We start from the raw sequence: 20,259 nt of genomic DNA on the forward strand, positions 1-20,259 counted from the left end.
CATTTGTTTTTTACTGCTATTTCTTTTTCGGATTGCGTCCTAATCGAGTCAGGCTTTGACCGTTTTTGCCTGTCAAATTTGAATCAGTGCCTTGTTTTTGATCCATATTTTCTAGACGACGTTTTCTTTTCCACGAGCGTATCAGAATAAAGAGAACGATCAGAACCGTAATGGCAAAAACGATGACTGCCATCATTGCCTGTCCTTCAGTTGTACTTGCATATTCATACAAGCCCTTCACCTTATTCACCAGTTGAGATTTAACCAGGATAGGTGCTTCTCTTGTGAGAGGTAGTAGTACAATATTACCGTTCGTGGTTAAAACGGCTGCTTCTTCTGTAGATTCCGCCGGTATTTTCTTGGGATCTCCCATAGCTGTTGTTGCCTCTACCAGCATTTCTGGTTTGCTAGCACTAATGACTAAGGCTGCTTGACCTTCTTTATTTATAAAAAACTGCTGAATACTTGCGCCATTATCTTGCAAAGATTCAAGCACAGGAACCTCATCACTAGAAAGCCCTTTTGGAGTAGCCTTAATCTGCAAGTCCTGCTCCTGCTTCCATTGATTTAGTAAATCCCCTTGATTGCCTACATCCAACAGCCATACATGTTCATTACTTTTTTCAAGTGTTTTAGCACCTTGTTTAAGCGTTACTTGTATGTCATTCACATTTTTCATAGCTCCTGCTGTTAATTGAGCCAGTGCTGTCAATTCTGTACTAGTTGGTTCTGTTGATAACAAAGCTGTTGCCTTCACTTGGTTATTTTGATCCACAAATAAATTAGGGAACCGGGAAAGCTCCGCTGTTCTCAATGACTCATGCTTAACTATGAACCGACTTTCAGGTAAAATGCTTACGAAATGTTCCAGACGATTGGTTACCTCGTCACAGCCTGTATCTCTACTATTTAAATTAGCTTGAACCACTACTTGTATTGGTTCTCCCGTACGTAAAGCTGACGGAAAGGGAATGAAAGCTTCTTTTGGCTTACCTGTTGTTCCTTCTAAAGGGATCGTATTCACTGGTATTCCATTAATAAGCACTGTTATTGAGCTTACTTTCTTATTTACTTGCTCAGAATGTTGATACACCAGACGAAATCCAGCACCTTTAACATACTTCCAGTCAGGTGGTGTTGGGAATTGATAGTTCGTTGATTCACTATAGACGTTCGACAGTGTTACCTGATGATACCCTAAATCCTGTAAAGTAACAGACCCATTAGTCGCTTTCTGCCACGGAGCAAGCTGATATTGGGCTAAATTTTCTGCCTTTTTAACCATGCCCTCAGATACATGAGCTGTATACCCAGTCATTTGCTTGGTCAATATCGGATAACGTAAGACTTTTGCAGCTAGTTGTACTTGTTGTTCCTTTTCTCCAGATACAAACAAATAGGTACGTGTGCTACTTTGATCATCATCATAAAGCGTCATTTGATGAAGCAAGCCTTCTTGCGTTTTATTTTGTAACAAGGGGGCAAGCTTCTGTCGTCTTCCATAATTGTAAAATTTACCCTTTGTTTTAGCTGTTAAAAATGCTACAAAGCATTTCAATCTTACTGTTTGAAAATAGCCTCTGCAAGCGATTTTAGCCCATTCGGGTAAGAGTAAATGTTGGTAATGCTCTGACTAAATAAAGGTTATCTGACTTACGGGATATACTATTGGTATCTGTGAGAATAGAAGAAAGAGGAGGGTTTTAGGTTGAAAATCTTTTTAATTGAAAATGGAACCATGACACCAGTTGAAGACGTAGAAGAGACAACCCGCCCACCTGCTAACGGTTTCTATTGGATACAGGCCCGTTTATTTGATCTGGACATACTGCAATCCTTGTTTCGTTTGCATCCACTAGCCATTGAGGATTGCATTGATGAAGAAGAGCAACGCCCCAAACTTGAGGTTTATCATGATCATTACTTTATCGTTAGCAATAGTATTCAGTTTCAAAATCAGGATATTTTTCTGCGAGAAGTAAATATCTTTCTTGGAGGGCATTATGTCATTACGGTCAGTAAATTTGAAATAAATGAGATTCGTATTTTTCCCTCCATTATTCGTGAAGAAGAAATTCATTCATCCGATTCCTTCTTGTATTTTTTCATGGATCAGCTTATAGAAAGCTATTTTGATGTGATGGAAGAAATCCAAGACCTGATTGAAAACTTAGAAGAGCAGGTTTTACTCAAAGCAAAAAACGCTCATCTTTCACAAATTGTTGGCTTACGCCGGGAAATTCTGTATGCAAAAAAGATGATGGCTCCACAACGCGATCTCATTCATGCACTTCAAACGATGAATTTATCTCTGATCTCTCCTAACCTACGTAAATATTTCATTGATATTCATGAGAATGCAGTGAAGATTGTGGAGAATTTTGAAACATTTCGAGAGTTAATTGGCAACGTACGTGAAGCTTACCAATCATCTGTTTCCAATCGAACCAATGAGATTATGCGCATTTTTACAGCACTAACCACCATATTCATGCCTTTGACTGTTGTGACAGGCATTTATGGAATGAACTTTGATGTGATGCCAGAACTACATACACACTATGGCTATTTTTTCGTCTTGATCATTATGTTCACATTAGCTACTACGATGTATGTTATTTTTAAAAAAAAGGATTGGTTATGAATGGAAAAAAGTCTATAATTTAGAATAAGAGGTGTATGAAAGGGTTTTCTTTTCCTTTGACATTTTTTCTTTCTTCATCTTTCTTACGATTGAGAATCTCTTTATGGCTGAAAGGGGATTGGAGATGTCAAATATACGCACATTTAGTATTGTCATTGTAGGCGGAGGAAGCGCCGGTATTATGGTTGCTGCTAGATTATTGCGCGCACGTCCCTCCCTTCGTGGAAACATTGCAATCATTGATCCTTCCGATAAACACTACTACCAGCCCTTGTGGACTTTGGTGGGAGCAGGTGTTGTATCAAAAGAAAAAACAGAACGAGAGGAAGCCTCCCAGATTCCTAAGGGTGCGATTTGGATCAAAGAGTCTATAGAGTTCTTTTTTCCAGAAATGAATCAAGTACGTACAGCACTTGGGGAAGATATTCAATATGAATATTTGGTCGTGGCCGCAGGGATTGAGATAGGCTGGGATAAAATTAAAGGGCTTCCTGAAGCAATTGGAAAAGGCGGGGTATGCAGCAATTATTCTTATGAACATGTTTCTTATACGTGGGAATGTCTGCGCACTTTTGCAGGAGGTACTGCCATTTTTACTCATCCAAATAATCCGATTAAATGCGGGGGTGCCCCCCAGAAAATTATGTATTTAGCTGATGATCATATGCGGAAGGCAAAGGTTCGCTCTCAATCTCAAATCATTTTTGCCTCAGCTAATGCGAGTATTTTTGCCGTCAAAAAATATGCAGATGCCTTACAAAATGTTATTAACAGAAAAAATATTCATACAAACTTTAGGTGGAATCTAATAGAGATTCTTTCAGATAAGAAAGAAGCTTTATTTGTTCATCTTGATACAAAAGAGTTACATACCCTTTCCTATGACATGTTGCACGTGGTGCCACCTATGTTCCCTCCCCGTTTTATTCGGGAAAGCCCTTTAGCTGACGAAGCTGGTTGGGTAGAAATCGATTCGGCTACCCTACAGCATAGACGCTACCCAAGCATTTTTTCTCTAGGAGATTGTAGTAACCTTCCAACTTCTAAGACTGGGGCTGCTATTCGAAAACAAGCGCCTGTGCTCGTTGCCAATCTATTGGCTGTCATTGACCAGCAATCCTTATCCGCTCGATACGATGGATATACGTCTTGTCCACTAGTTACAGGCTACAATCGCGTGATCCTAGCAGAATTTGATTACAAGAAAGAACCACGCGAAACGTTTCCCTTTGATCAATCAAAGGAAAGGTATAGCATGTATCGAGTAAAAAAAGATTTGCTTCCTCTCCTTTACTGGCGAGCAATGATGAAAGGGCGAATGTAACCCTTGTTCCACCATTTTCATTAAAAAATAAAAGGAGGAACGATTATCCATGTTATTACGTTACTTTTATCATGAACAATTAGCTCAAGCTTCCTATCTTGTAGGTTGTCAACGAACTGGTGAAGCCGTCGTCATTGATCCTCAAAGAAACATTGAAGCTTATCTGCGTATTGCCCAACAAGAAGGTCTGCGTATAGTAGGAGCTTTGGAAACTCATATTCATGCAGATTTTGTATCCGGAGCAAGAGAGCTCGCTCATCAGACTCAAGCTACTCTCTATCTGTCAGGAGAAGGGGGTCCTGATTGGCAATATGCGAGACTCGATGATGTTGCCCATCAAATTATCTATGAAGGAGATACCCTGTCCGTTGGTAATCTACGTTTAGAAGTTATACACACGCCAGGACATACACCGGAAAGTCTGTCCTTTTTATTGAAGGATTATGGCTCAGCCGGACCACAACCCATCGGAATATTTACAGGAGATTTTGTGTTTGTTGGCGACGTAGGTCGTCCTGACTTGCTCGAAAAGGCTGCTGGTCAAGCTGGTACCGCTGAGATAGGAGCACGCCAAATGTATAACTCTCTTCAACGTTTTAAAGAATGGGAGGATTATCTACAAATCTGGCCAGGTCATGGAGCGGGAAGTGCATGTGGAAAGGCGTTAGGTGCAGTACCTTCTTCTACGGTAGGCTATGAAAAGCGTTATAACCCTGCCCTGTCTTTCACAGAAGAAGCTAAGTTCGTCACATGGTTATTAGACGGTCAGCCAGAGCCCCCCCGATACTTTTCTCGAATGAAACAAGTTAACAAACAAGGAGCAACCTTGATAGCCGATTTACCTCGCCCCAAAGAATTACAGATAGATCTGGAAGTACTACAAGACATACGAACTAGCGAAGCAATCCTACTGGATACACGTCTTGCCTCCCTATTTGCCCAAAACCATTTGAATGGCTCTCTATCTATCCCCCATCAGCGTAGCTTCTGTACATGGGCTGGTTGGTTACTTGATGAACAAAGTCCTTTATATATCATTGGGGATAAAGAAGATCATCACCAAATTTTATCTGATCTCCGGGCAGTTGGAATTGACCACGTCACAGCAATAGGCGATAGTAATGCAATTCAAAAAAACGTCGATCTGTCCCCCCTGCTCAAAGACATGCAGGAAATGGATGTTATGACAGCCACTCCACTTGTCTATCAGCAAGACGTCACCTTGATCGATGTACGCAATTCATCAGAATGGCTTGAGGGCCATCTTCCACATGCTGTTCATATCCCACTCGGCTCTCTACAGGAGCGACTAGATGAGATTTCCAAAGATAAACCTATACTTGTCCAGTGTCGTTCCGGTGCTCGCTCTGCAATAGCAGTCAGCCTTTTAGAATCAAAAGGCTTTGAGAACTTGATTAATTTAAAAGGTGGAATCCTCGCCTGGAATCAAGCTGGACTTGAGACAATTTCAACAAACGTAACCATCTAAGCTTGCTTACTTTTTCAAAAATAAGCTTTTTAGCTAAGTGGCTCACAATCAGAAATGACTAGACTTAATTCCGTAGTTAGATCGATTTCAAATGGATGTACTTTTTCGTGGGCCTCGTTTTCTAAAATCCGTACAACTGGTCTTGAAGGAAATCCCGGATTATTTTTTATTATGACACCAGAGATACCGGAGCTTAACGTTACCCCCAAACCAACTGGATAAATAGAGATCGCATTGCGAAATTTTTCTAAAACGTTTCTACAAAATTGCGTCCCTGATCCTGCAAACAACAGCTCCGTAGCATCATGTGGCAGCATCGGCCGACGATAAACCCGATGACTTGTTAAAGCATCAAACACATCACATACGGCTAAAATTTTTGCATATGGATGAATTTCTGCTTCTTTTAATTGACGGGGGTAGCCGCTCCCGTCAATTCTTTCATGATGCTGAAATGCGCAATGTGCAGCTAGTAACGGAATTCCTATTTGTTTTCGTAATAATTCAAATCCGATTACGGTATGCTGCTTGACAATCTCATACTCCTCATCAGTCAAACGCCCCGGCTTATTCAATATTTCAGGCGGTATCATCATTTTACCTACATCATGTAAAATAGCCCCTAAGGCTAAATCAGCAATTTCCTTATCATTTAACCCCATTTTTAATCCGACTGATACAGTATAAATTGTTACGTTAAAGGAATGGACAAACACGTAGGAATCGACACCACACACCGTTCCTAGTAAATTCATTGCTGAATGATTATGTTTTAATTCATGAATAAGATTCATGAGCACGCCTCGAACACGCAGTCCCATTTTTTCTGCCGCAAACACTTGTCTAAATTTTTTAGGATCTTCACGAAAGGTTTCAAACGACTTATGGATAAATCCCATCGCTTCCCGTCGCGTCTGGTCGGAGATAATATCATCTATAAGAATGTCAGCAGTATCCTCATCCTCAATATAAATGGAATGAATATTCATTTCCGCTAAACGTCCGATCATTCTCTGGGTGAGAGTAACGCCGTTTCCCACTAAAATTGTACCATTACTATTGTAGATGCTTCGTGCAAGCTTCATGCCCGTTTCACAGCGGGTGATGGACAATAATCGCATTAGTTTTTCCAAGCCTTTCCTAGTTCTAGAACCATTATATCTATATACCTATTAGTAATTTCGTCAAAAAGGAGGTTTATATTTACTATTCATATGTAATAAAGAAAAGTCTGGCTAAGGCTTATTAGCTTGTCCATCGTCGAAAACCCCCTAGGCCCACAGGCAATTAGGAGGTTTTTGCGCTTATGTTCGTTGTTCATGAGAGAGCATGAGTTCAATGGCATCGCTACCTTTTGTACCTATCTCTATACCCAAAGCAACTGAGCCATAAGTCACTGATTCCAAAGGAGCATCCAACAGTTCTTGTATCGTTTTTACCCCTGTTGCACGGCCTGCAATAATTTCTCGATGTGCTAACTTCTCATTTAATAATCCAACATCAAGCGCACCACACATGATATATCCAATGTCCGTCGCTACAACCAGCAACGTCGTTTTCGGCAAGTAAACGGTAATGGCCTGAGCTACACCCGCGTTAAAATAAATCGGTTTCATTTCAATCATCGTACCCCTCCTTTCTTTTACGATATGAGCAAAAGAGAGAAGGGGTGTTCTTTCGAAACAGAATGTTACAGGCTACGCTACCAAAGCTTTATAAATCATTTGAACAGCAATCGCTAAGATCATAATTCTCAACAGGAGTATTAAGGTCTTACCCTTTAATTTATTTGCCACAATAGCTCCTATTGATCCCCCAATCCATGCTCCTGGGGCTAGACCAAGCACATAAAACCATTGGATATGGTCGTTTATAATATTGGTCGTTGAACCAACAACAGCCGATAAAAAGATAATACACATGGAGGTCGCCGTAGCCATATGCGCAGGGAAACGATATAGGACTAAGAGCGCTGGCACCATCAAAATTCCTCCACCAACCCCAAACAGAGATGAAATGACACCGACGAAAAAGGCAATGATGATAGCAGATGTACGGTTATAGCCGTAGGTTCGTTGCTCACCCTGCTCATCCAGATAGGTTTTAACAATCTGCCATTGGTTCGTTTTTGGTTTGAATTTATCTTTAATCAGTAACAAGATAAACATTGATATTTGAAACAAACCAAACAATAGATAAAACGAGTCACTATTCATCCATTTATTTACATAAACTCCGACAATTGCTCCTGGTGCACTACCGATAAAAAATAGTACAGCCGCTTGCACATCCACTTTTTTCTGTTTCAAAAAACTAATACTTGAGGATAAAGCTGTGATCGCAATGACCAATAGCGAGGTACCGCTTGCAATTTGTGGCGTAATGCTACCAGGGTCATACATATTGCCAAAATAAAGTAAGGCAGGAACGAAAAACATTCCTCCGCCAATACCGACCAGACTCCCCATTACACCTGCAAACAGCCCAATAAACATAAACAATAAAATATAGAGTGCAATTAACATGATTTAAGCCTCTTCCTGGGCGTACAACGCCAAAATGTTGTTAGAAAAGCTCAAGTTGTCGAGGATTCAATCCATCTGGATCAATATCCAATAGTTGCATCATTCGTTTGGCGTTTGCTACAGCATCGCCCCCTGAATTATTATTGAATAGCACGATGACACGTTCCGTTTGCTGGCTTAATTCTAGTAGCCTAGGTTTCCATTCTTGTAATTCTTCCTCACTATATCTATATAAATATCTAACATCTCGCCAATTTGGCGCACCCGTATCACGCCAACCTGCCTTATTTCTCCCATGAAAGCGAACCAAAGCCTGTTTAGGAGAGCTAACCGCTGTAACAATAGGGACAGAGCCAGACCCTACCTGCGGCTCATCACAGACAACATGAACAGCACCCAGATTTTGCAAAAAGGTTAATGTCTTTTCTCTCCAAGTAGACTCAAACCAGCTTTGATGTCGAAATTCGACAGAGACAGAGTAATGTGAAAAATAGTGAACACAATACTGAACGTATTGCACATGCTCACGTTTACAGTCAAACCAAGGTGGAAATTGAAACAAGAGTGTCTCTAATTTCCCTGCGTCAACAAGTGGTTGAATGCTATCTTCAAAACTCTTATATAATTCTAGCTTTTCGCCACGCTCGATGTCACGCTGATGACCGGTCAACCCCTGATGCGGCTTCACAATAAAACGGAATGCATCAGGGGTTTCCTTTACCCACGTCACATAATTTTTTTGTGGTAAAATAGCGTAAAAAGAGCTATCCAGCTCTACAATAGGAAAATGGCTGGCATAAACAGACAACTTATCTTTGGCTTTCACACCCTGCGTGTATAAATCATCATGATCTCCCCAGCCGCATACGCCAATTTGAATGTTTTGGTTTTTGCTCAAGAGAAAACCTTCTTTCACTTTAATCTCAAAGGAGAAATTGTAGTTATGAAACACACGTTATTGGGCTCTCCCTTTTCCCATGTTGATCAGCCGATTCTTATTTCAAAAACACTAGTGTCCCAACTACTTGAAGCAGCTAAACAGCAGTTACCTTACGAATTCACTGCATTACTAGGCGGTCATCAAAACATCATTACGTCATTCTATCCTGCTTCTTTGGAAGTTGCCTCCACAGATACTTTTTTGTTAAGTCCTTCTATCTTTTTTCAAAGCATGGCTCAAATGAAAGAACAACATGAAAGCTGGCTTGGCATTTTGCACACACACCCGCTCTCTCCAGCCGTCCCTTCATCCCTAGACATACATGGATGGCATTATCCGGATCTTTCCTACTGGATTTTGTCATTTGCATCTGAAAAACCCGATTTAGCTTTATATCAAATCAGACAGGGGCATATACAACAGCATTCATACGCGATAATCTAACAGCTTCTAAACTCCTCTGATTAGCTTTTACACTCGTATAAATTTCTCCAATTGCCCACGCCTATTTTGCCCAGCAGAAATTCTTTCCATATTAGTTTACTCCTTTTTTCGACAATCCTCAAATGCACGGACGTTACATAACCCCCCTTGTAAATGAGCAGAATAACAATAGATTTTTGAAACGGGCTCCGTTTAGTAAATAATCTAACAATTGACGTTTGTTTATTTGTCTGATAGAATTTCATCGTTTGCCCAATTTAAACAAAACTTAGCAGAGACAAAAGGGAGGATTTTCCATCATGAAAAAGCTTTATTCGATCCTCGGTGCTGGTCTTTTGACATTCTCACTCGCTCTAAGCGGCTGTGGAACAAAAGCTCCTGAATCCGGTAACGCATCTGGAGAAGCAAAAAAACAATTAAAAGTAGGAATGGTTACTGCTACTGGTAACGTTAACGATAATTCCTTTAACCAGATGACATGGGAAAGCTTGCAAAAGTTTGGAAAAGACACTGGTGCAGAAACCCAATACCTGCAATCTGCAAGTGACAGTGATATCATTCCAAACCTGAATCAATTTATTAAAGAGAAATGGGATCTAACTTTTGGTGTCGGCTTCTTAATGTCTGAACATGTACAAAAAGTAGCAAAAGAAAATCCTGAAGCTAAAATTGCTATCATTGACTCTGTTGTTGACGCACCAAATGTAACATCCATCGTGTTCAAAGAGCATGAAGGGGCTTACCTTGCAGGTGTAGCAGCTGCACTAAGTAGTAAAACGGGCAAAATTGGTTTCCTTGGCGGTATTGAAATGCCTGTAATCAAGCGTTTTGAAGCAGGCTTCACAGCAGGTGCAAAGGCAGCTAAACCAGATATTACAATCGTTTCTCTTTACACAGGTGCATTTGATAAACCTGACCTTGGAAAATCTACTGCTTCCTCTATGTTTAACCGCGGTGTTGACATTGTGTTCCACGCAGCGAGCTCTACAGGAGATGGCTTATTTAACGAAGCAAAAGACCGTCGCGCTAAAGGCGAAAACGTATGGGTTATCGGTGTAGATATGGATCAGTCCAAAGTATTTGGTGAAGATATCACAATGACATCTATGATCAAACGTGTTGATGAAGCTGCATACCGTGTATCCACTGATCTATTAAATGGTAAATTTGAAGGTGGAAAAGCTGTATCTCTTGGTTTAAAAGAGAACGGTGTTGGACTAGCTGAATCCACAAAGAAAAACATCTCTGAGGATGTTTGGAAAAAGATTGAAGAGTTTAAACAAAAGATCATTAATGGTGAAATTACAGTACCAGACAAGATGTAAAACCTTTTTATAAAAACGGCATTTCTGTTAGCTTTATGCTACGGCAATGCCGTTCTTTACTCATTTTCTTTGGAGGTAAAATAACATGAAAAAAATGATTAGCCGTGCGCTACCACTTCTATTAGTACTACCTTTAGCACTAAGTGGATGTGGCAAACAACAACCAACAACACCTGCTGGGGATGTTAAAAGCGATGTAAAAATCGGAATGGTAACCTCTGTAGGTACCGTAAATGATAACTCCTTTAACCAAGGTACTTGGGAAGGGTTACAAAAGGTAAACAAGGATAAAGGTGCTGAGGTACAATATCTACAATCCAGCTCCGATGCGGATATTATTCCAAATCTTAACCAATTTGTGAAAGAAAAATGGGACTTAACATTTGGAATCGGATTCCCAATTATGGAACATGTACAAAAGGTAGCAAAAGAAAATCCTGAAGCAAAGCTTGCTGTTATTGATACCGTCGTAGAAGCTCCAAACGTTACTTCTGTTGTATTTAAAGAGGAGGAAGGTTCCTTCCTAGCTGGAGTCGTAGCTGCATTAACATCAAAAACAAAGAAAGTCGGCTTTGTTGGTGGTATTGAAATTCCTGTTACTAAACGCTTTGAAAAAGGCTTCCTAGCTGGGGTAAAAGCGGCTGATCCTACCGTAGAAGTAAACGCTATCTACACTGGTGCATTTGATAAACCTGATGCTGGTAAATCCGCTGCATCCTCACTATACAATCAAGGTGCTGATATCTTATATCACGCGGCTGGTGCGTCCGGAGACGGCGTATTTAATGAGGCAAAAGCACGTAAAGGCAAAGGTGAGAACGTGTGGGTTATTGGCGTAGATATGGACCAATCTCTTGTATTCGGGGATGACGTAACGCTTACATCAATGATGAAGCGTGTAGACGAAGCAGCTTATCTAGTTGCTACCAATTACATGACTGGTAAATTTGAAGGTGGTAAAACCCTTTCCCTTGGTCTAAAAGAAAATGGTGTAGGCTTATCTGAGTCTTCCCGTAAAAATATTTCTGAGGATGTTTGGAAAAAAGTAGAGGAATTCCGCAACAAGATTATCAGCGGTGAAATTAAGATTCAATAGCATAGGCTGATTATTCTTATACCACAGATTTCTTGTTATACTTACTCCTGATAAAAAAGCTCTCTTTCTGTGACTTCAAATACACACGAAAGAGAGCTTTTCTTTTTAATAGCAGGCTAATATCCGTACTATTTATTTCATTAGCTTTGCCACTGTTTTTAGCAACTCATCGATAACTTCCTGATCGCCTTCCTGAATGCGTTCAACTACACAGCTTTTCATATGACCCTCCAAAAGCATTTTACCTACGGAGTTGAGCGCAGACTGAACAGCAGCGATCTGGTTTAATACATCGTCACAATAGACGTCTTTTTCAATCATACCTTTAATGCCGCGAACCTGTCCCTCAATTCGATTCAGCCGTGATTGCAGATTACCCTTTAGCTTTTCGGAATGATGACTAGTTCGCTCCTTACAACATCCCTTTTCCTTTTCATCAGGTAGAAGCTGTTGATTATCTACCTCCATTTCACTCCCCCCTTTTTCTCTTATTCTCTATTTTGTATACGTTATTCTATATTATTCTACATCATATCCTTGGTCATCAATTGTTTCTTTAATCGCTTCTACTGTTATTTTTGCCGAATCAAATGCTACATCCACCTCTGCCTCAGACAATCTAACCTTTACTGAAGCAACACCTGCTAAACTACCTACAGCTTTTTCAATCGCTTGCACACAATGGTTGCATGACATACCTTGTACTTGTAATACGACATTTTCCATCTTGCTCAGACTCCCTTCCTTTTGTTACTTCCGATATTATTCTCTTATATAGTACTATACCCCCCTAGTGTATGTAAAGGGTATTTCCTTCTTGTTAGATTTTATTATACATAATAAAACCCTCCTACCTCAATAAACGCGGTAGAAGGGTTCGTACAACCAATAAATTTCTAAAAAACGCTATAGCTTCAGCCATTTGAAAACGATCCTATTTCTCTTGTTGAATCTGATCATCTAGCTTACTAACATCAGGAGCTCCTTGAATCATTTCTACGTCAGCATGATTTACATCTGCTGGTACTGATGCTTTCCCTTTTTTCATGAAGCCTTCAATCATCTCATTCATATCTAAGCCAGAGACATCCTTTAGCATTTCCGGTAATTGAGTCATTAATTTAGTGACATTGGTACTTAAACGATTTACACCGTCTCCTTGCCCACCACCAGTATCAATAATTGTTACCTTATCGATTGCTTTCATTGGCTCAGCGACTTTCTCTGCTAATTCAGGCAACATCTTCACAACAATATCTAATACAGCCGCTTGACCAAACTTCTCATAAGCTTCAGCCAGTTTACGCTTCCCTTCTGCTTCAGCTTCCAGCTTGAGTTGAGTTACCTCCGCTTCCGCTGTACCACGTGCTCTTTCTGCATCAGCATAAGCAAGACCTTCTAAGCGCTTTTGCTCTGCTTGAGCCTTCGCTTCTGCCTCGATACTATACTTTTTAGCATCTGCTTCACGCATTTTTTTCGCTTTCTCCGCTTCAGCCGCTTGCTCTACAGCGTAGCGATCGGCATCCGCTTTTTTCTTCACTTCTGCGTCGTACTGACGCTCTCTACGCAGAATTTCTTTTCCCTCTAGTTCGATCTCTTTCTCACGGCGTACGATGTCTACTGTCATTTCCTCTTGGGTAACCTGTTGTTTCATTTTAGCCTGTTGCAAGGAGTACGCCTGATCGGCTGTAGCACGTGCTCTGTCTTGTTCTTGCTTAAACTCCGAAATTTTGAGCTCCTTCTCTTTTTCTGCTTCAGCAATGTTGGTCTCTTTCAATAATTCCGCCTTTTTAGCATGCTCTTCGGCTTGGGCCTGCTTGATACGAGACTCTTTATCAGCTTCTGCTTGAGAAATACTAGCATCTCTTTTCACTGCTGCGATTTGCGGAATACCTAGTGCAGCCAAATAACCATTTTTATCGCGAACGTCTTTAATGGTAAAGCTAACGACAGCCAAACCCATCTTTTTCAAGTCTTTGGCAGCCACTGCCTGGACTTCCTGGGCAAAACGCTCTCGATTCTTATAGATCTCCTCTACTGTCATACTTCCCAGGATAGCACGTAGATACCCCTCTAGTACCTCTTGTGCTTCAGAGCGTAGCGCCTCGTCTGGCTTACCCATAAATTGCTCTGCTGCTGTGGCAATGTCTTCGATAGATCCACCAACTTTAATAATTGCCACACCATCGGCCATCACAGGTACACCATGCTCAGTGTAAACCTCTGGCGTAGATACATCCAATTTATGTGATAATAAGCTTAAAAAGTTCGCTTGCTGGAAAATTGGTAGGACAAACGTACCTCCACCTCGTACAATTTTAATTTTGTTGCCTGATTCATCAGTTAATACGTTCTTACTTCCAAGTGCACTCCCTGTTACAATCATTGCTGCGTCTGCACCTACCGTTTTGTATCTTGCCCAAAACGCAATACCAATGATTACAAAAACAGCGATTACAGCAATAATCGGTCCAAGCACAATGATGTCAAAATCCATCAGCAAACATCCTTCCTATATGTAGTCATAAAGCATTTATTCAAAGGGAATCACTTGTAGAACATGATCCTCTACTTTGACAACTATGACACGAGAACCTTGAGGAATAATAACCTGATCTTGACTGGACGCGATTTGGTTACTAGTCCCACTCAGCATTGTAATAATAATTTCACCATATCCACTTGCAGGGATAGTTGTAATTACTTCTCCAATTTGCCCTTCTAGTTGGGAAATTGAGTAACCTGTAGAATTTTCAGCGTTTTTCATTGGGCGAATCCAGATAAAATACCCCGCTGCAGCAAGTAATAGACCACTACCAGCTGAAAGCAATACTACACTTGTAATTGAAAGCAATGTAAAACGATGTAGAAGAAAACCACAAGCACCAAAAGCCGTAATCGCACTCACAACACAAACTGGTTGTAAAACAGGGCTCTCAACACCACCTGTTAGAGCGTGACTATGATCAACAAACAGCAGCACAATAGCAAACAAGAATCCAATTCCTATACAACTAAGAAAAATAATATCCCATGTCCCCATGTAAACACCTCATCCTATAATTGAGTCAAGTGCGTAAAAGGGTGCAATAATTTTATCTTGCACTTGTTTATACGTTTCGATTGGCATACGGTTTCAAAATTCCCAGATAATTCCCATCTTTTTTTGTGTTTTCCTTCCTTTTAATGTGAGGTCGTTTGTACTTTTATCATACCTATTTCATTCTATACTTTCTCATCATACAAAAGAAACCTCTGAATCATCTAATTTAGATGACAGAGGCTCGATTCCATTCTAATGTGTTTACATCATTTTCTATGAAGATGGCTTCCAGTTCAGACCAACCATTTTGTTTTACAAACTCGGCTTCAGTGCGCCATAAAGGAACCAACATGTATATACTTACAAGCCTTTTTCCATCCATAAAATGCGCAAACCCTTCTGTTTCAAAAACAGGAGGTAAACAAATAACATGTGTAAAGCCATTGTGGGTCCCAAATGAACGACTACTAGGAAAGAGTTGCTCGTTAGTAGAGTTACTTATTTCTATTGCCTGCTGTATAATCTGTTCAATAAGTATCGGCAATTCTTGATGTTTTTCATAGGTGCTAATTATATACTCTGAGCCATTCTTTGTTGCGCAGCCACAAGTTGCATAAGTAAACCATCCGCGATTGCGATTACACGGGTAAAGAAGCACTGCTATCTCATCTTTATTTTGGTGGATAGAAAACTGGTCAACTGGTTGGTCATGAAAGAATGCTTGATAATGTGACTTGATCCACTTTCGCAAAGTCACATCTATTTGCTTATTTTTCGGCTCGTCATTATCAATCTCTGGGTACCTGTGTTTCTGAGAATGTTGTGCGGGGTGAGGTTCTACCTCGGCAACCGCCTGCTCGACTACACCCATCCAGACCTTTAGCATTTCTGGCTGTTTGGTACACTCTTTCTTCTTAGATAAGAGATAGAGAAAGAAAAGAAGTAGCAGAAACGAGATTATCAGTAGCATTATTTTAAGTACAAACATCTGTCTCCCCCTCTCACTAATCATTATTCTCCTTATATAAGCCTATGCTACAGCATAAATACAGTTCCAAAAGAAACTCGAATTCATCAAAAAACCCCTTGTCTTCAAGTTTCCTTGAACAACAAAGGGGTTTTAATCGTAGCAGTTATATGTCTTTAAAATAAGATGGGGCGATCGATGGGAATCGAACCCACGAGTGTCGGAGCCACAATCCGATGCGTTAACCACTTCGCCACGACCGCCATGTATGAAATTAGAGATAAAGTAAAATGGCGGACAGAGTGGGATTTGAACCCACGAGACGGGTCGACCCCGCCTACACGATTTCCAATCGTGCTCCTTCGGCCACTCGGACACCTGTCCATATGTTTCATACAAGAATTAATATAGCAGATTTATTTTAAAAATACAAGGGTTTTTATTGAATTTCTAAAATAAATAGTGTAAGCGGTTACCGAATAAGATGTAACCGCCATTTTTTTCAATTTATTCTGATCTTTCTTTTTGAAAAACAAGCTTAATCACCTGGTATATCAGCAATTGCGGAAAAGCAAACAACACGGAAAGGATTAGTGCGACCAGCTCTGCTGTCAATGGCTCAAAGTAAGCATCGCTTCCACCCATAAAATAGTGAGAAAGGACTATGGTTACAGCCATTGAAATAGCAATGCCCCCCAGAATATATCTGAATTTATTCACACACAAGGGCAATAAGATCATGGACACTAAATACATCCATGCGCTACCTTGTTTGTAATCCATATACATTGTGAGAAATAATAACGGAGAACAAAAAGTTATTGCCAGTAAATTCCATATAGGAGATTGAATAAATTTCATGCTAACCAACACCTTGTCATTAACACTTTTTCAATATTCTACCATATTCTTCCGGAATTCACTAGCAGATTAACAGTTCAAATATGTTAGATGTCTACTCCAGCCATTCCCGATACCTAACGCTGACTATATACAGCTAGCGCTTCCTGAATATATACTCCCTCTGTTTCTGTATACGGCATCGGATGCAAAAAAAAAACAGTGACCAGATTAGATCACTGTTCTTGTGTCACTACTTGAGGATTGTATAGCAAAATCGGTACAGAGATTTCGTTATGGCGCATCCTACTGCAAATCAATCCTGCGCATTCTTTCACCTATTCCATTAAAAAGAGATAGCTCATTCTATGAGCTACCTCGCTTACAGATTATTTCTTACTGGAACCGGTTGTTTTCATTACTTACTCTTTGTCTGTTTTCTTCGATACGATCATCACATATAGCCACAAGAAGACAGGAAAAGCAAAAGCTACGATATAAGAAAAAGGAGGCAAAATGGTATTAAACAAGTTTATGTTCGTAAAATGCGGTTGATAAAACAAATAGCTCACTATAAAAATACCTAAAACCATATATAAATGTGACCGACTTCTTCTTTTCATAAGCTCAGAGATACTTTCTGTAACAAAAAATAGATAAGGAATAACCGATGATAAAAAGATTAGGATATAAAAAGAAACGTAGACAATTTCAAAACGCTCCAGAAATGAGAAGCGTATCGGTTTCACCAATGTTAGGGTAGGCCAAATATACTTTGTAATTTCATCAGGACTAAAAACTACATAGCAAATTAATGTGATTTGTAAATAAATAAGCAAAGTGATTGAATTGGCAATAATAATGCCCTTTACTGCATATTGTTTATTTTTGATATATGGATAAAAGATATATGACAATTCAAAGCCTAAGAAGGCAAAAACTGAGATCCTTACGCCCTGAATAACAGGTCCCCAGCCCTCTTTTAGGATTGGTAACAGAAACATGATATGACTATGATGTAACGGAAAAAGGAGAACCAGTAATAACCATAGAGTTGAAAAAAACACGACAACCTGAAATCCGCTAATCATACGGATGCCACCACGTACTGCCATAAAGATGGGAACAAGAAATAGAACAGCAATAAAATAATTAGATGTATTTGGGAGTATCCATTCATTAATAATGTAGATACTCGAAATAAAAATTGAGAATGCACTGATAAAGGCATATATAATCCAGACAACTATAATAAATTTCCCTACTAAAGAGGAGAAATAGATATTGAGTATTTGTTGCATTGTCTTTTCTGGATGTTTTGACATGACCTTAATAATACATAAACTAACGACTGTAGCAAGAACATATCCAATGATAATGGAGATCCAGCCATCCGTTCCAGTTTCCTGCGCAAGCTCTGCAGGAAGCGTCAAAATGCTTGCTCCCAGCTCGATGCTAGTTAAGATTAAAATAAAATGTAGGAGAGAAATCTCTTTCTTCATGAACGTAGGCACTAACATGTCCCTCCTATTTCTAAACATCTTCCTTATCCGTTCGCTAGCAGGAAATTTGAGAGTATAACCTGTGTATAAAAGTAATATCCGCAGAAAAAGGATAGGATATTCCTATCACTAGACAAGAAATAAGCTTATGTAAGACAGTAGCATTGATTGTTAGAGCCTAGGATAAGGTTATGAACTATAATCGGTTAAAGAAAGTACTCTTTGTTTCACCTCTTCAGGCAACGGTTCCTCCAATAATCGTTTACAAACCTCTTGATTGGTACCATGCTCTTCCAGATATCCATATATTCTTTCTGCTTTTTGAATACGTCCTATCAGCTGATAGGCTACAGCCCAAACCTCAGGAGCACATACTGGAATACCTCTCCATTCATAAGCTGGTAAGCAAGGGAGATAACATATACCTGTCTTTGTTTTCACTGAAAAACTCCCCATAAAATCAATATCCTTCCCATTTAACTCCACTGATAAACGATAATGAGTATTATAAATACCATCACCAGAATTCTCTACTTTCACAGGATACTCCGTTAATGCTTCCCTCAACTGTTCTACTGATGCATCAGTGGTGAGATCGATATCGCGAAATTCCTTTTCCAGTCCTAAGCTGTATAACAGAGTACTACCACCTAAGGCAAAAGAAATATTTTTCCGATGTAGTTGCTCTGCTAGCCTTGCTACCTGTTCCAAAATTTCTTCCATTGAGACAAGCCTCCATTTTCTAGGTTCAATCTATTCTTACACTTGTTTAGCATAAATAATATCCAGCCCCCCTTTCAACATTAACAATGGAAATCGTACATGATAGAGTATCGTAGCTACATCGATACATGTTTGATGGGTGCGTGGAAGATAATAACTAACAGAAAATGGGGTGAAACACAGTTGACAACAAAGAAAAAGTTTTACCAGAAAAAACGATGGATGATTCTGATCTCTATCATTGTCATTCCTATATTACTTATATCCGTTACTAATCAGCTTACTCCTGCCCTGAAAGCTCTAGTAATCAAACAAATATTCGAAGCCAAACCGTTTGCATCACCTAAAAACATTGAAACGATTAAAAAGCAAGTTGTTGTAAAAAAAGATATTGTTTATAACGATGCTGGACTTGAAAATAGTATTTTAGATATTTACTATCCCAAAAATTCCAATAAAAATCTTCCTGTTATTAGATTTGATAACCCTCATGCATCTACATTAGGAAAGATTTTTTTTAATACAATGTTTTGGTCATATACAGGGGAAAAAGATATCAAATCATTCTCTAAAATAGATGAAATATCAACAGTTAAACAGATAACCCCTAATTATCCACCTGTCTTTTTGACAGTTGGAGATGCTGATCCTCTTGCACCACATTCAGCAGATCTTATAGATGTTCTCCAAATAAATAACGTAGAAGTGGAGAGTGTTTTATTTGAAGGAACCAAGTCTGAATTAGGTCATGAGTATCAATTTGATTTTTCCTCTTCTCATGCTGAAAAAACATTAGAAAAAACAATCGAGTTTTTGAATAAGCATAGGAATAGGTGAAATTAAATCACTAAAAATATGACACCCCCTTTTACCGCTGTTCATTAACGTTGTTCTGTAACCCTGTTCCTCAGTCCATATATTGTATGTAAATGAAGAAGTTACTGTTAGGTACCCACCAAAAATCCTCATCATTCTTTAACTTGATTTGTTTAAACGTTGAATCAAACTTATCTACCCATCCCCAAGCGGATTCTATCACGCCTCTACCCTCTTTTGTCTCTTTCCACCAGCTAATTGTAAAGGCATAGTCATACTGACGTGAATCAGATATCCTGTAGCAAAACTCGGCTAGCTCATCCTCTTCAATGATTGTCTTCTCAATCAGTTTCTTATCCTCGTGAAGCTGACGTAACAATGATCATCTGCAAGGTAATATTCAAAGCGATAGGGTACAAATATCAAAAGAAGGTAAACAATTATATCTAGCTAGCGCTTCAGCTAGTTCTAATTCATGGTGGGATGATTTAAAAGATACGGCCTCTGACTGGATTGATTCTAGTAAGAGATGGCTAGTTGATGCTGGTAATTTTTTATTAGACGCTGCCAAAGCAGGACTG

At 39.5% G+C, this 20,259-nt stretch carries 21 protein-coding genes and 2 tRNA genes; 7 read left to right on the top strand and 16 right to left on the bottom strand.

All coding sequences use genetic code 11. The features are described 5' to 3' along the window. Nucleotides 1-16: 16 nt before the first annotated feature. Nucleotides 17-1,477: a cellulose biosynthesis cyclic di-GMP-binding regulatory protein BcsB gene (locus tag BrL25_RS07140; protein WP_140575604.1), complete on the bottom strand. Its 1,461-nt coding sequence runs from the start codon at nucleotides 1,475-1,477 to the stop codon at nucleotides 17-19. Nucleotides 1,478-1,708: 231 nt separating this feature from the next. Here BrL25_RS07140 and corA point away from each other — a divergent pair, with 231 nt between their 5' ends. The 3 genes from corA to BrL25_RS07155 all read left to right on the top strand — a co-directional run bounded on the left by corA (nucleotide 1,709) and on the right by BrL25_RS07155 (nucleotide 5,457). Then, on the top strand, nucleotides 1,709-2,644 hold the full coding sequence (gene corA, locus BrL25_RS07145) for a magnesium/cobalt transporter CorA (protein ID WP_018673433.1): 936 nt from the start codon (nucleotides 1,709-1,711) through the stop codon (nucleotides 2,642-2,644). Nucleotides 2,645-2,768: 124 nt separating this feature from the next. After that, nucleotides 2,769-3,968, top strand: coding sequence for an FAD/NAD(P)-binding oxidoreductase (locus BrL25_RS07150; RefSeq protein ID WP_018673432.1), 1,200 nt, complete (start codon nucleotides 2,769-2,771; stop codon nucleotides 3,966-3,968). Nucleotides 3,969-4,017: 49 nt separating this feature from the next. Continuing rightward, nucleotides 4,018-5,457 (top strand): MBL fold metallo-hydrolase, encoded by a 1,440-nt coding sequence (locus BrL25_RS07155; RefSeq protein ID WP_018673431.1) that lies wholly within the window; start codon nucleotides 4,018-4,020, stop codon nucleotides 5,455-5,457. 29 nt (nucleotides 5,458-5,486) lie between these two features. On the opposite strand, the gene BrL25_RS07160 is transcribed toward BrL25_RS07155, so the two are convergent. The 4 genes from BrL25_RS07160 to BrL25_RS07175 all read right to left on the bottom strand — a co-directional run bounded on the left by BrL25_RS07160 (nucleotide 5,487) and on the right by BrL25_RS07175 (nucleotide 8,880). After that, a complete protein-coding gene (locus BrL25_RS07160) occupies nucleotides 5,487-6,578 on the bottom strand; it encodes an HD-GYP domain-containing protein (protein ID WP_018673430.1) in 1,092 nt (363 codons plus the stop codon). Between the two features lie 183 nt (nucleotides 6,579-6,761). Then, the gene (locus BrL25_RS07165) at nucleotides 6,762-7,082 is read right to left on the bottom strand and encodes a YunC family protein (RefSeq protein ID WP_018673429.1); all 321 of its coding nucleotides are present in this window, start codon (nucleotides 7,080-7,082) and stop codon (nucleotides 6,762-6,764) included. Between the two features lie 72 nt (nucleotides 7,083-7,154). Further along, nucleotides 7,155-7,982: a sulfite exporter TauE/SafE family protein gene (locus BrL25_RS07170; protein WP_018673428.1), complete on the bottom strand. Its 828-nt coding sequence runs from the start codon at nucleotides 7,980-7,982 to the stop codon at nucleotides 7,155-7,157. A 40-nt stretch (nucleotides 7,983-8,022) separates the two neighbouring features. Further along, the gene (locus BrL25_RS07175; RefSeq protein WP_026315310.1) at nucleotides 8,023-8,880 is read right to left on the bottom strand and encodes a DUF72 domain-containing protein; all 858 of its coding nucleotides are present in this window, start codon (nucleotides 8,878-8,880) and stop codon (nucleotides 8,023-8,025) included. 45 nt (nucleotides 8,881-8,925) lie between these two features. On the opposite strand from BrL25_RS07175, the gene BrL25_RS07180 reads away from it, so the two are divergent. The 3 genes from BrL25_RS07180 to BrL25_RS07190 all read left to right on the top strand — a co-directional run bounded on the left by BrL25_RS07180 (nucleotide 8,926) and on the right by BrL25_RS07190 (nucleotide 11,787). Continuing rightward, nucleotides 8,926-9,366: a M67 family metallopeptidase gene (locus BrL25_RS07180; RefSeq protein WP_018673426.1), complete on the top strand. Its 441-nt coding sequence runs from the start codon at nucleotides 8,926-8,928 to the stop codon at nucleotides 9,364-9,366. A gap of 299 nt (nucleotides 9,367-9,665) precedes the next feature. Continuing rightward, on the top strand, nucleotides 9,666-10,691 hold the full coding sequence (locus BrL25_RS07185; protein WP_018673425.1) for a BMP family lipoprotein: 1,026 nt from the start codon (nucleotides 9,666-9,668) through the stop codon (nucleotides 10,689-10,691). An 85-nt stretch (nucleotides 10,692-10,776) separates the two neighbouring features. Next, complete coding sequence (locus BrL25_RS07190; RefSeq protein ID WP_018673424.1) at nucleotides 10,777-11,787, top strand: BMP family lipoprotein; 1,011 nt, start codon at nucleotides 10,777-10,779, stop codon at nucleotides 11,785-11,787. Nucleotides 11,788-11,919: 132 nt separating this feature from the next. Here the strand turns inward: BrL25_RS07190 and BrL25_RS07195 are convergent, their stop codons facing one another. The 10 genes from BrL25_RS07195 to BrL25_RS07240 all read right to left on the bottom strand — a co-directional run bounded on the left by BrL25_RS07195 (nucleotide 11,920) and on the right by BrL25_RS07240 (nucleotide 18,862). Then, nucleotides 11,920-12,255 carry a metal-sensitive transcriptional regulator gene (locus BrL25_RS07195; protein WP_018673423.1) on the bottom strand — a complete coding sequence of 112 codons (336 nt, stop codon included), beginning with the start codon at nucleotides 12,253-12,255 and terminating at the stop codon, nucleotides 11,920-11,922. Between the two features lie 51 nt (nucleotides 12,256-12,306). Beyond that, a complete protein-coding gene (gene copZ / locus BrL25_RS07200; protein ID WP_018673422.1) occupies nucleotides 12,307-12,513 on the bottom strand; it encodes a copper chaperone CopZ in 207 nt (68 codons plus the stop codon). A 208-nt stretch (nucleotides 12,514-12,721) separates the two neighbouring features. Continuing rightward, the gene (locus tag BrL25_RS07205) at nucleotides 12,722-14,284 is read right to left on the bottom strand and encodes a flotillin lipid rafts scaffold protein FloT (protein ID WP_018673421.1); all 1,563 of its coding nucleotides are present in this window, start codon (nucleotides 14,282-14,284) and stop codon (nucleotides 12,722-12,724) included. A 36-nt stretch (nucleotides 14,285-14,320) separates the two neighbouring features. Continuing rightward, nucleotides 14,321-14,830: an NfeD family membrane protein gene (locus BrL25_RS07210; RefSeq protein ID WP_018673420.1), complete on the bottom strand. Its 510-nt coding sequence runs from the start codon at nucleotides 14,828-14,830 to the stop codon at nucleotides 14,321-14,323. A gap of 226 nt (nucleotides 14,831-15,056) precedes the next feature. Then, a complete protein-coding gene (locus tag BrL25_RS07215; RefSeq protein ID WP_018673419.1) occupies nucleotides 15,057-15,818 on the bottom strand; it encodes a suppressor of fused domain protein in 762 nt (253 codons plus the stop codon). A 166-nt stretch (nucleotides 15,819-15,984) separates the two neighbouring features. After that, nucleotides 15,985-16,060 (bottom strand) — tRNA-His (locus BrL25_RS07220). Nucleotides 16,061-16,088: 28 nt separating this feature from the next. Beyond that, nucleotides 16,089-16,181 (bottom strand) — tRNA-Ser (locus tag BrL25_RS07225). 123 nt (nucleotides 16,182-16,304) lie between these two features. Next, nucleotides 16,305-16,658 (bottom strand): hypothetical protein, encoded by a 354-nt coding sequence (locus BrL25_RS07230; RefSeq protein ID WP_018673418.1) that lies wholly within the window; start codon nucleotides 16,656-16,658, stop codon nucleotides 16,305-16,307. A 401-nt stretch (nucleotides 16,659-17,059) separates the two neighbouring features. Beyond that, entirely contained in the window at nucleotides 17,060-18,151 is a 1,092-nt protein-coding gene (locus BrL25_RS07235) for a GerAB/ArcD/ProY family transporter (RefSeq protein WP_018673417.1), read from the bottom strand. Between the two features lie 177 nt (nucleotides 18,152-18,328). Continuing rightward, the gene (locus BrL25_RS07240) at nucleotides 18,329-18,862 is read right to left on the bottom strand and encodes a nucleotidyltransferase family protein (protein ID WP_018673416.1); all 534 of its coding nucleotides are present in this window, start codon (nucleotides 18,860-18,862) and stop codon (nucleotides 18,329-18,331) included. Between the two features lie 183 nt (nucleotides 18,863-19,045). Between BrL25_RS07240 and BrL25_RS07245 the strand changes: the two genes are divergently transcribed. Beyond that, on the top strand, nucleotides 19,046-19,699 hold the full coding sequence (locus BrL25_RS07245) for an alpha/beta hydrolase (RefSeq protein WP_236847669.1): 654 nt from the start codon (nucleotides 19,046-19,048) through the stop codon (nucleotides 19,697-19,699). A 70-nt stretch (nucleotides 19,700-19,769) separates the two neighbouring features. Here the strand turns inward: BrL25_RS07245 and BrL25_RS07250 are convergent, their stop codons facing one another. Next, entirely contained in the window at nucleotides 19,770-20,057 is a 288-nt protein-coding gene (locus tag BrL25_RS07250) for a YolD-like family protein (RefSeq protein WP_018673414.1), read from the bottom strand. Between the last annotated feature and the right edge of the window lie 202 nt (nucleotides 20,058-20,259).

This window comes from Brevibacillus laterosporus DSM 25 (genome assembly GCF_002706795.1).
Classification (GTDB): Bacteria; Bacillota; Bacilli; order Brevibacillales; family Brevibacillaceae; genus Brevibacillus_B; species Brevibacillus_B laterosporus.

What these genes read in the sequence shown, in the direction of transcription:
- BrL25_RS07195 (WP_018673423.1), bottom strand. Translation starts at nt 12,255, where the DNA reads ATGGAGGTAGATAATCAACAGCTTCTACCTGATGAAAAGGAAAAGGGA.
- BrL25_RS07190 (WP_018673424.1), top strand. Translation starts at nt 10,777, where the DNA reads ATGAAAAAAATGATTAGCCGTGCGCTACCACTTCTATTAGTACTACCT.
- BrL25_RS07240 (WP_018673416.1), bottom strand. Translation starts at nt 18,862, where the DNA reads ATGGAAGAAATTTTGGAACAGGTAGCAAGGCTAGCAGAGCAACTACAT.
- BrL25_RS07230 (WP_018673418.1), bottom strand. Translation starts at nt 16,658, where the DNA reads ATGAAATTTATTCAATCTCCTATATGGAATTTACTGGCAATAACTTTT.
- BrL25_RS07180 (WP_018673426.1), top strand. Translation starts at nt 8,926, where the DNA reads ATGAAACACACGTTATTGGGCTCTCCCTTTTCCCATGTTGATCAGCCG.
- BrL25_RS07160 (WP_018673430.1), bottom strand. Translation starts at nt 6,578, where the DNA reads ATGCGATTATTGTCCATCACCCGCTGTGAAACGGGCATGAAGCTTGCA.
- BrL25_RS07185 (WP_018673425.1), top strand. Translation starts at nt 9,666, where the DNA reads ATGAAAAAGCTTTATTCGATCCTCGGTGCTGGTCTTTTGACATTCTCA.
- BrL25_RS07165 (WP_018673429.1), bottom strand. Translation starts at nt 7,082, where the DNA reads ATGATTGAAATGAAACCGATTTATTTTAACGCGGGTGTAGCTCAGGCC.
- BrL25_RS07150 (WP_018673432.1), top strand. Translation starts at nt 2,769, where the DNA reads ATGTCAAATATACGCACATTTAGTATTGTCATTGTAGGCGGAGGAAGC.
- BrL25_RS07170 (WP_018673428.1), bottom strand. Translation starts at nt 7,982, where the DNA reads ATGTTAATTGCACTCTATATTTTATTGTTTATGTTTATTGGGCTGTTT.
- BrL25_RS07205 (WP_018673421.1), bottom strand. Translation starts at nt 14,284, where the DNA reads ATGGATTTTGACATCATTGTGCTTGGACCGATTATTGCTGTAATCGCT.
- BrL25_RS07210 (WP_018673420.1), bottom strand. Translation starts at nt 14,830, where the DNA reads ATGGGGACATGGGATATTATTTTTCTTAGTTGTATAGGAATTGGATTC.
- copZ (WP_018673422.1), bottom strand. Translation starts at nt 12,513, where the DNA reads ATGGAAAATGTCGTATTACAAGTACAAGGTATGTCATGCAACCATTGT.
- BrL25_RS07215 (WP_018673419.1), bottom strand. Translation starts at nt 15,818, where the DNA reads ATGTTTGTACTTAAAATAATGCTACTGATAATCTCGTTTCTGCTACTT.
- BrL25_RS07155 (WP_018673431.1), top strand. Translation starts at nt 4,018, where the DNA reads ATGTTATTACGTTACTTTTATCATGAACAATTAGCTCAAGCTTCCTAT.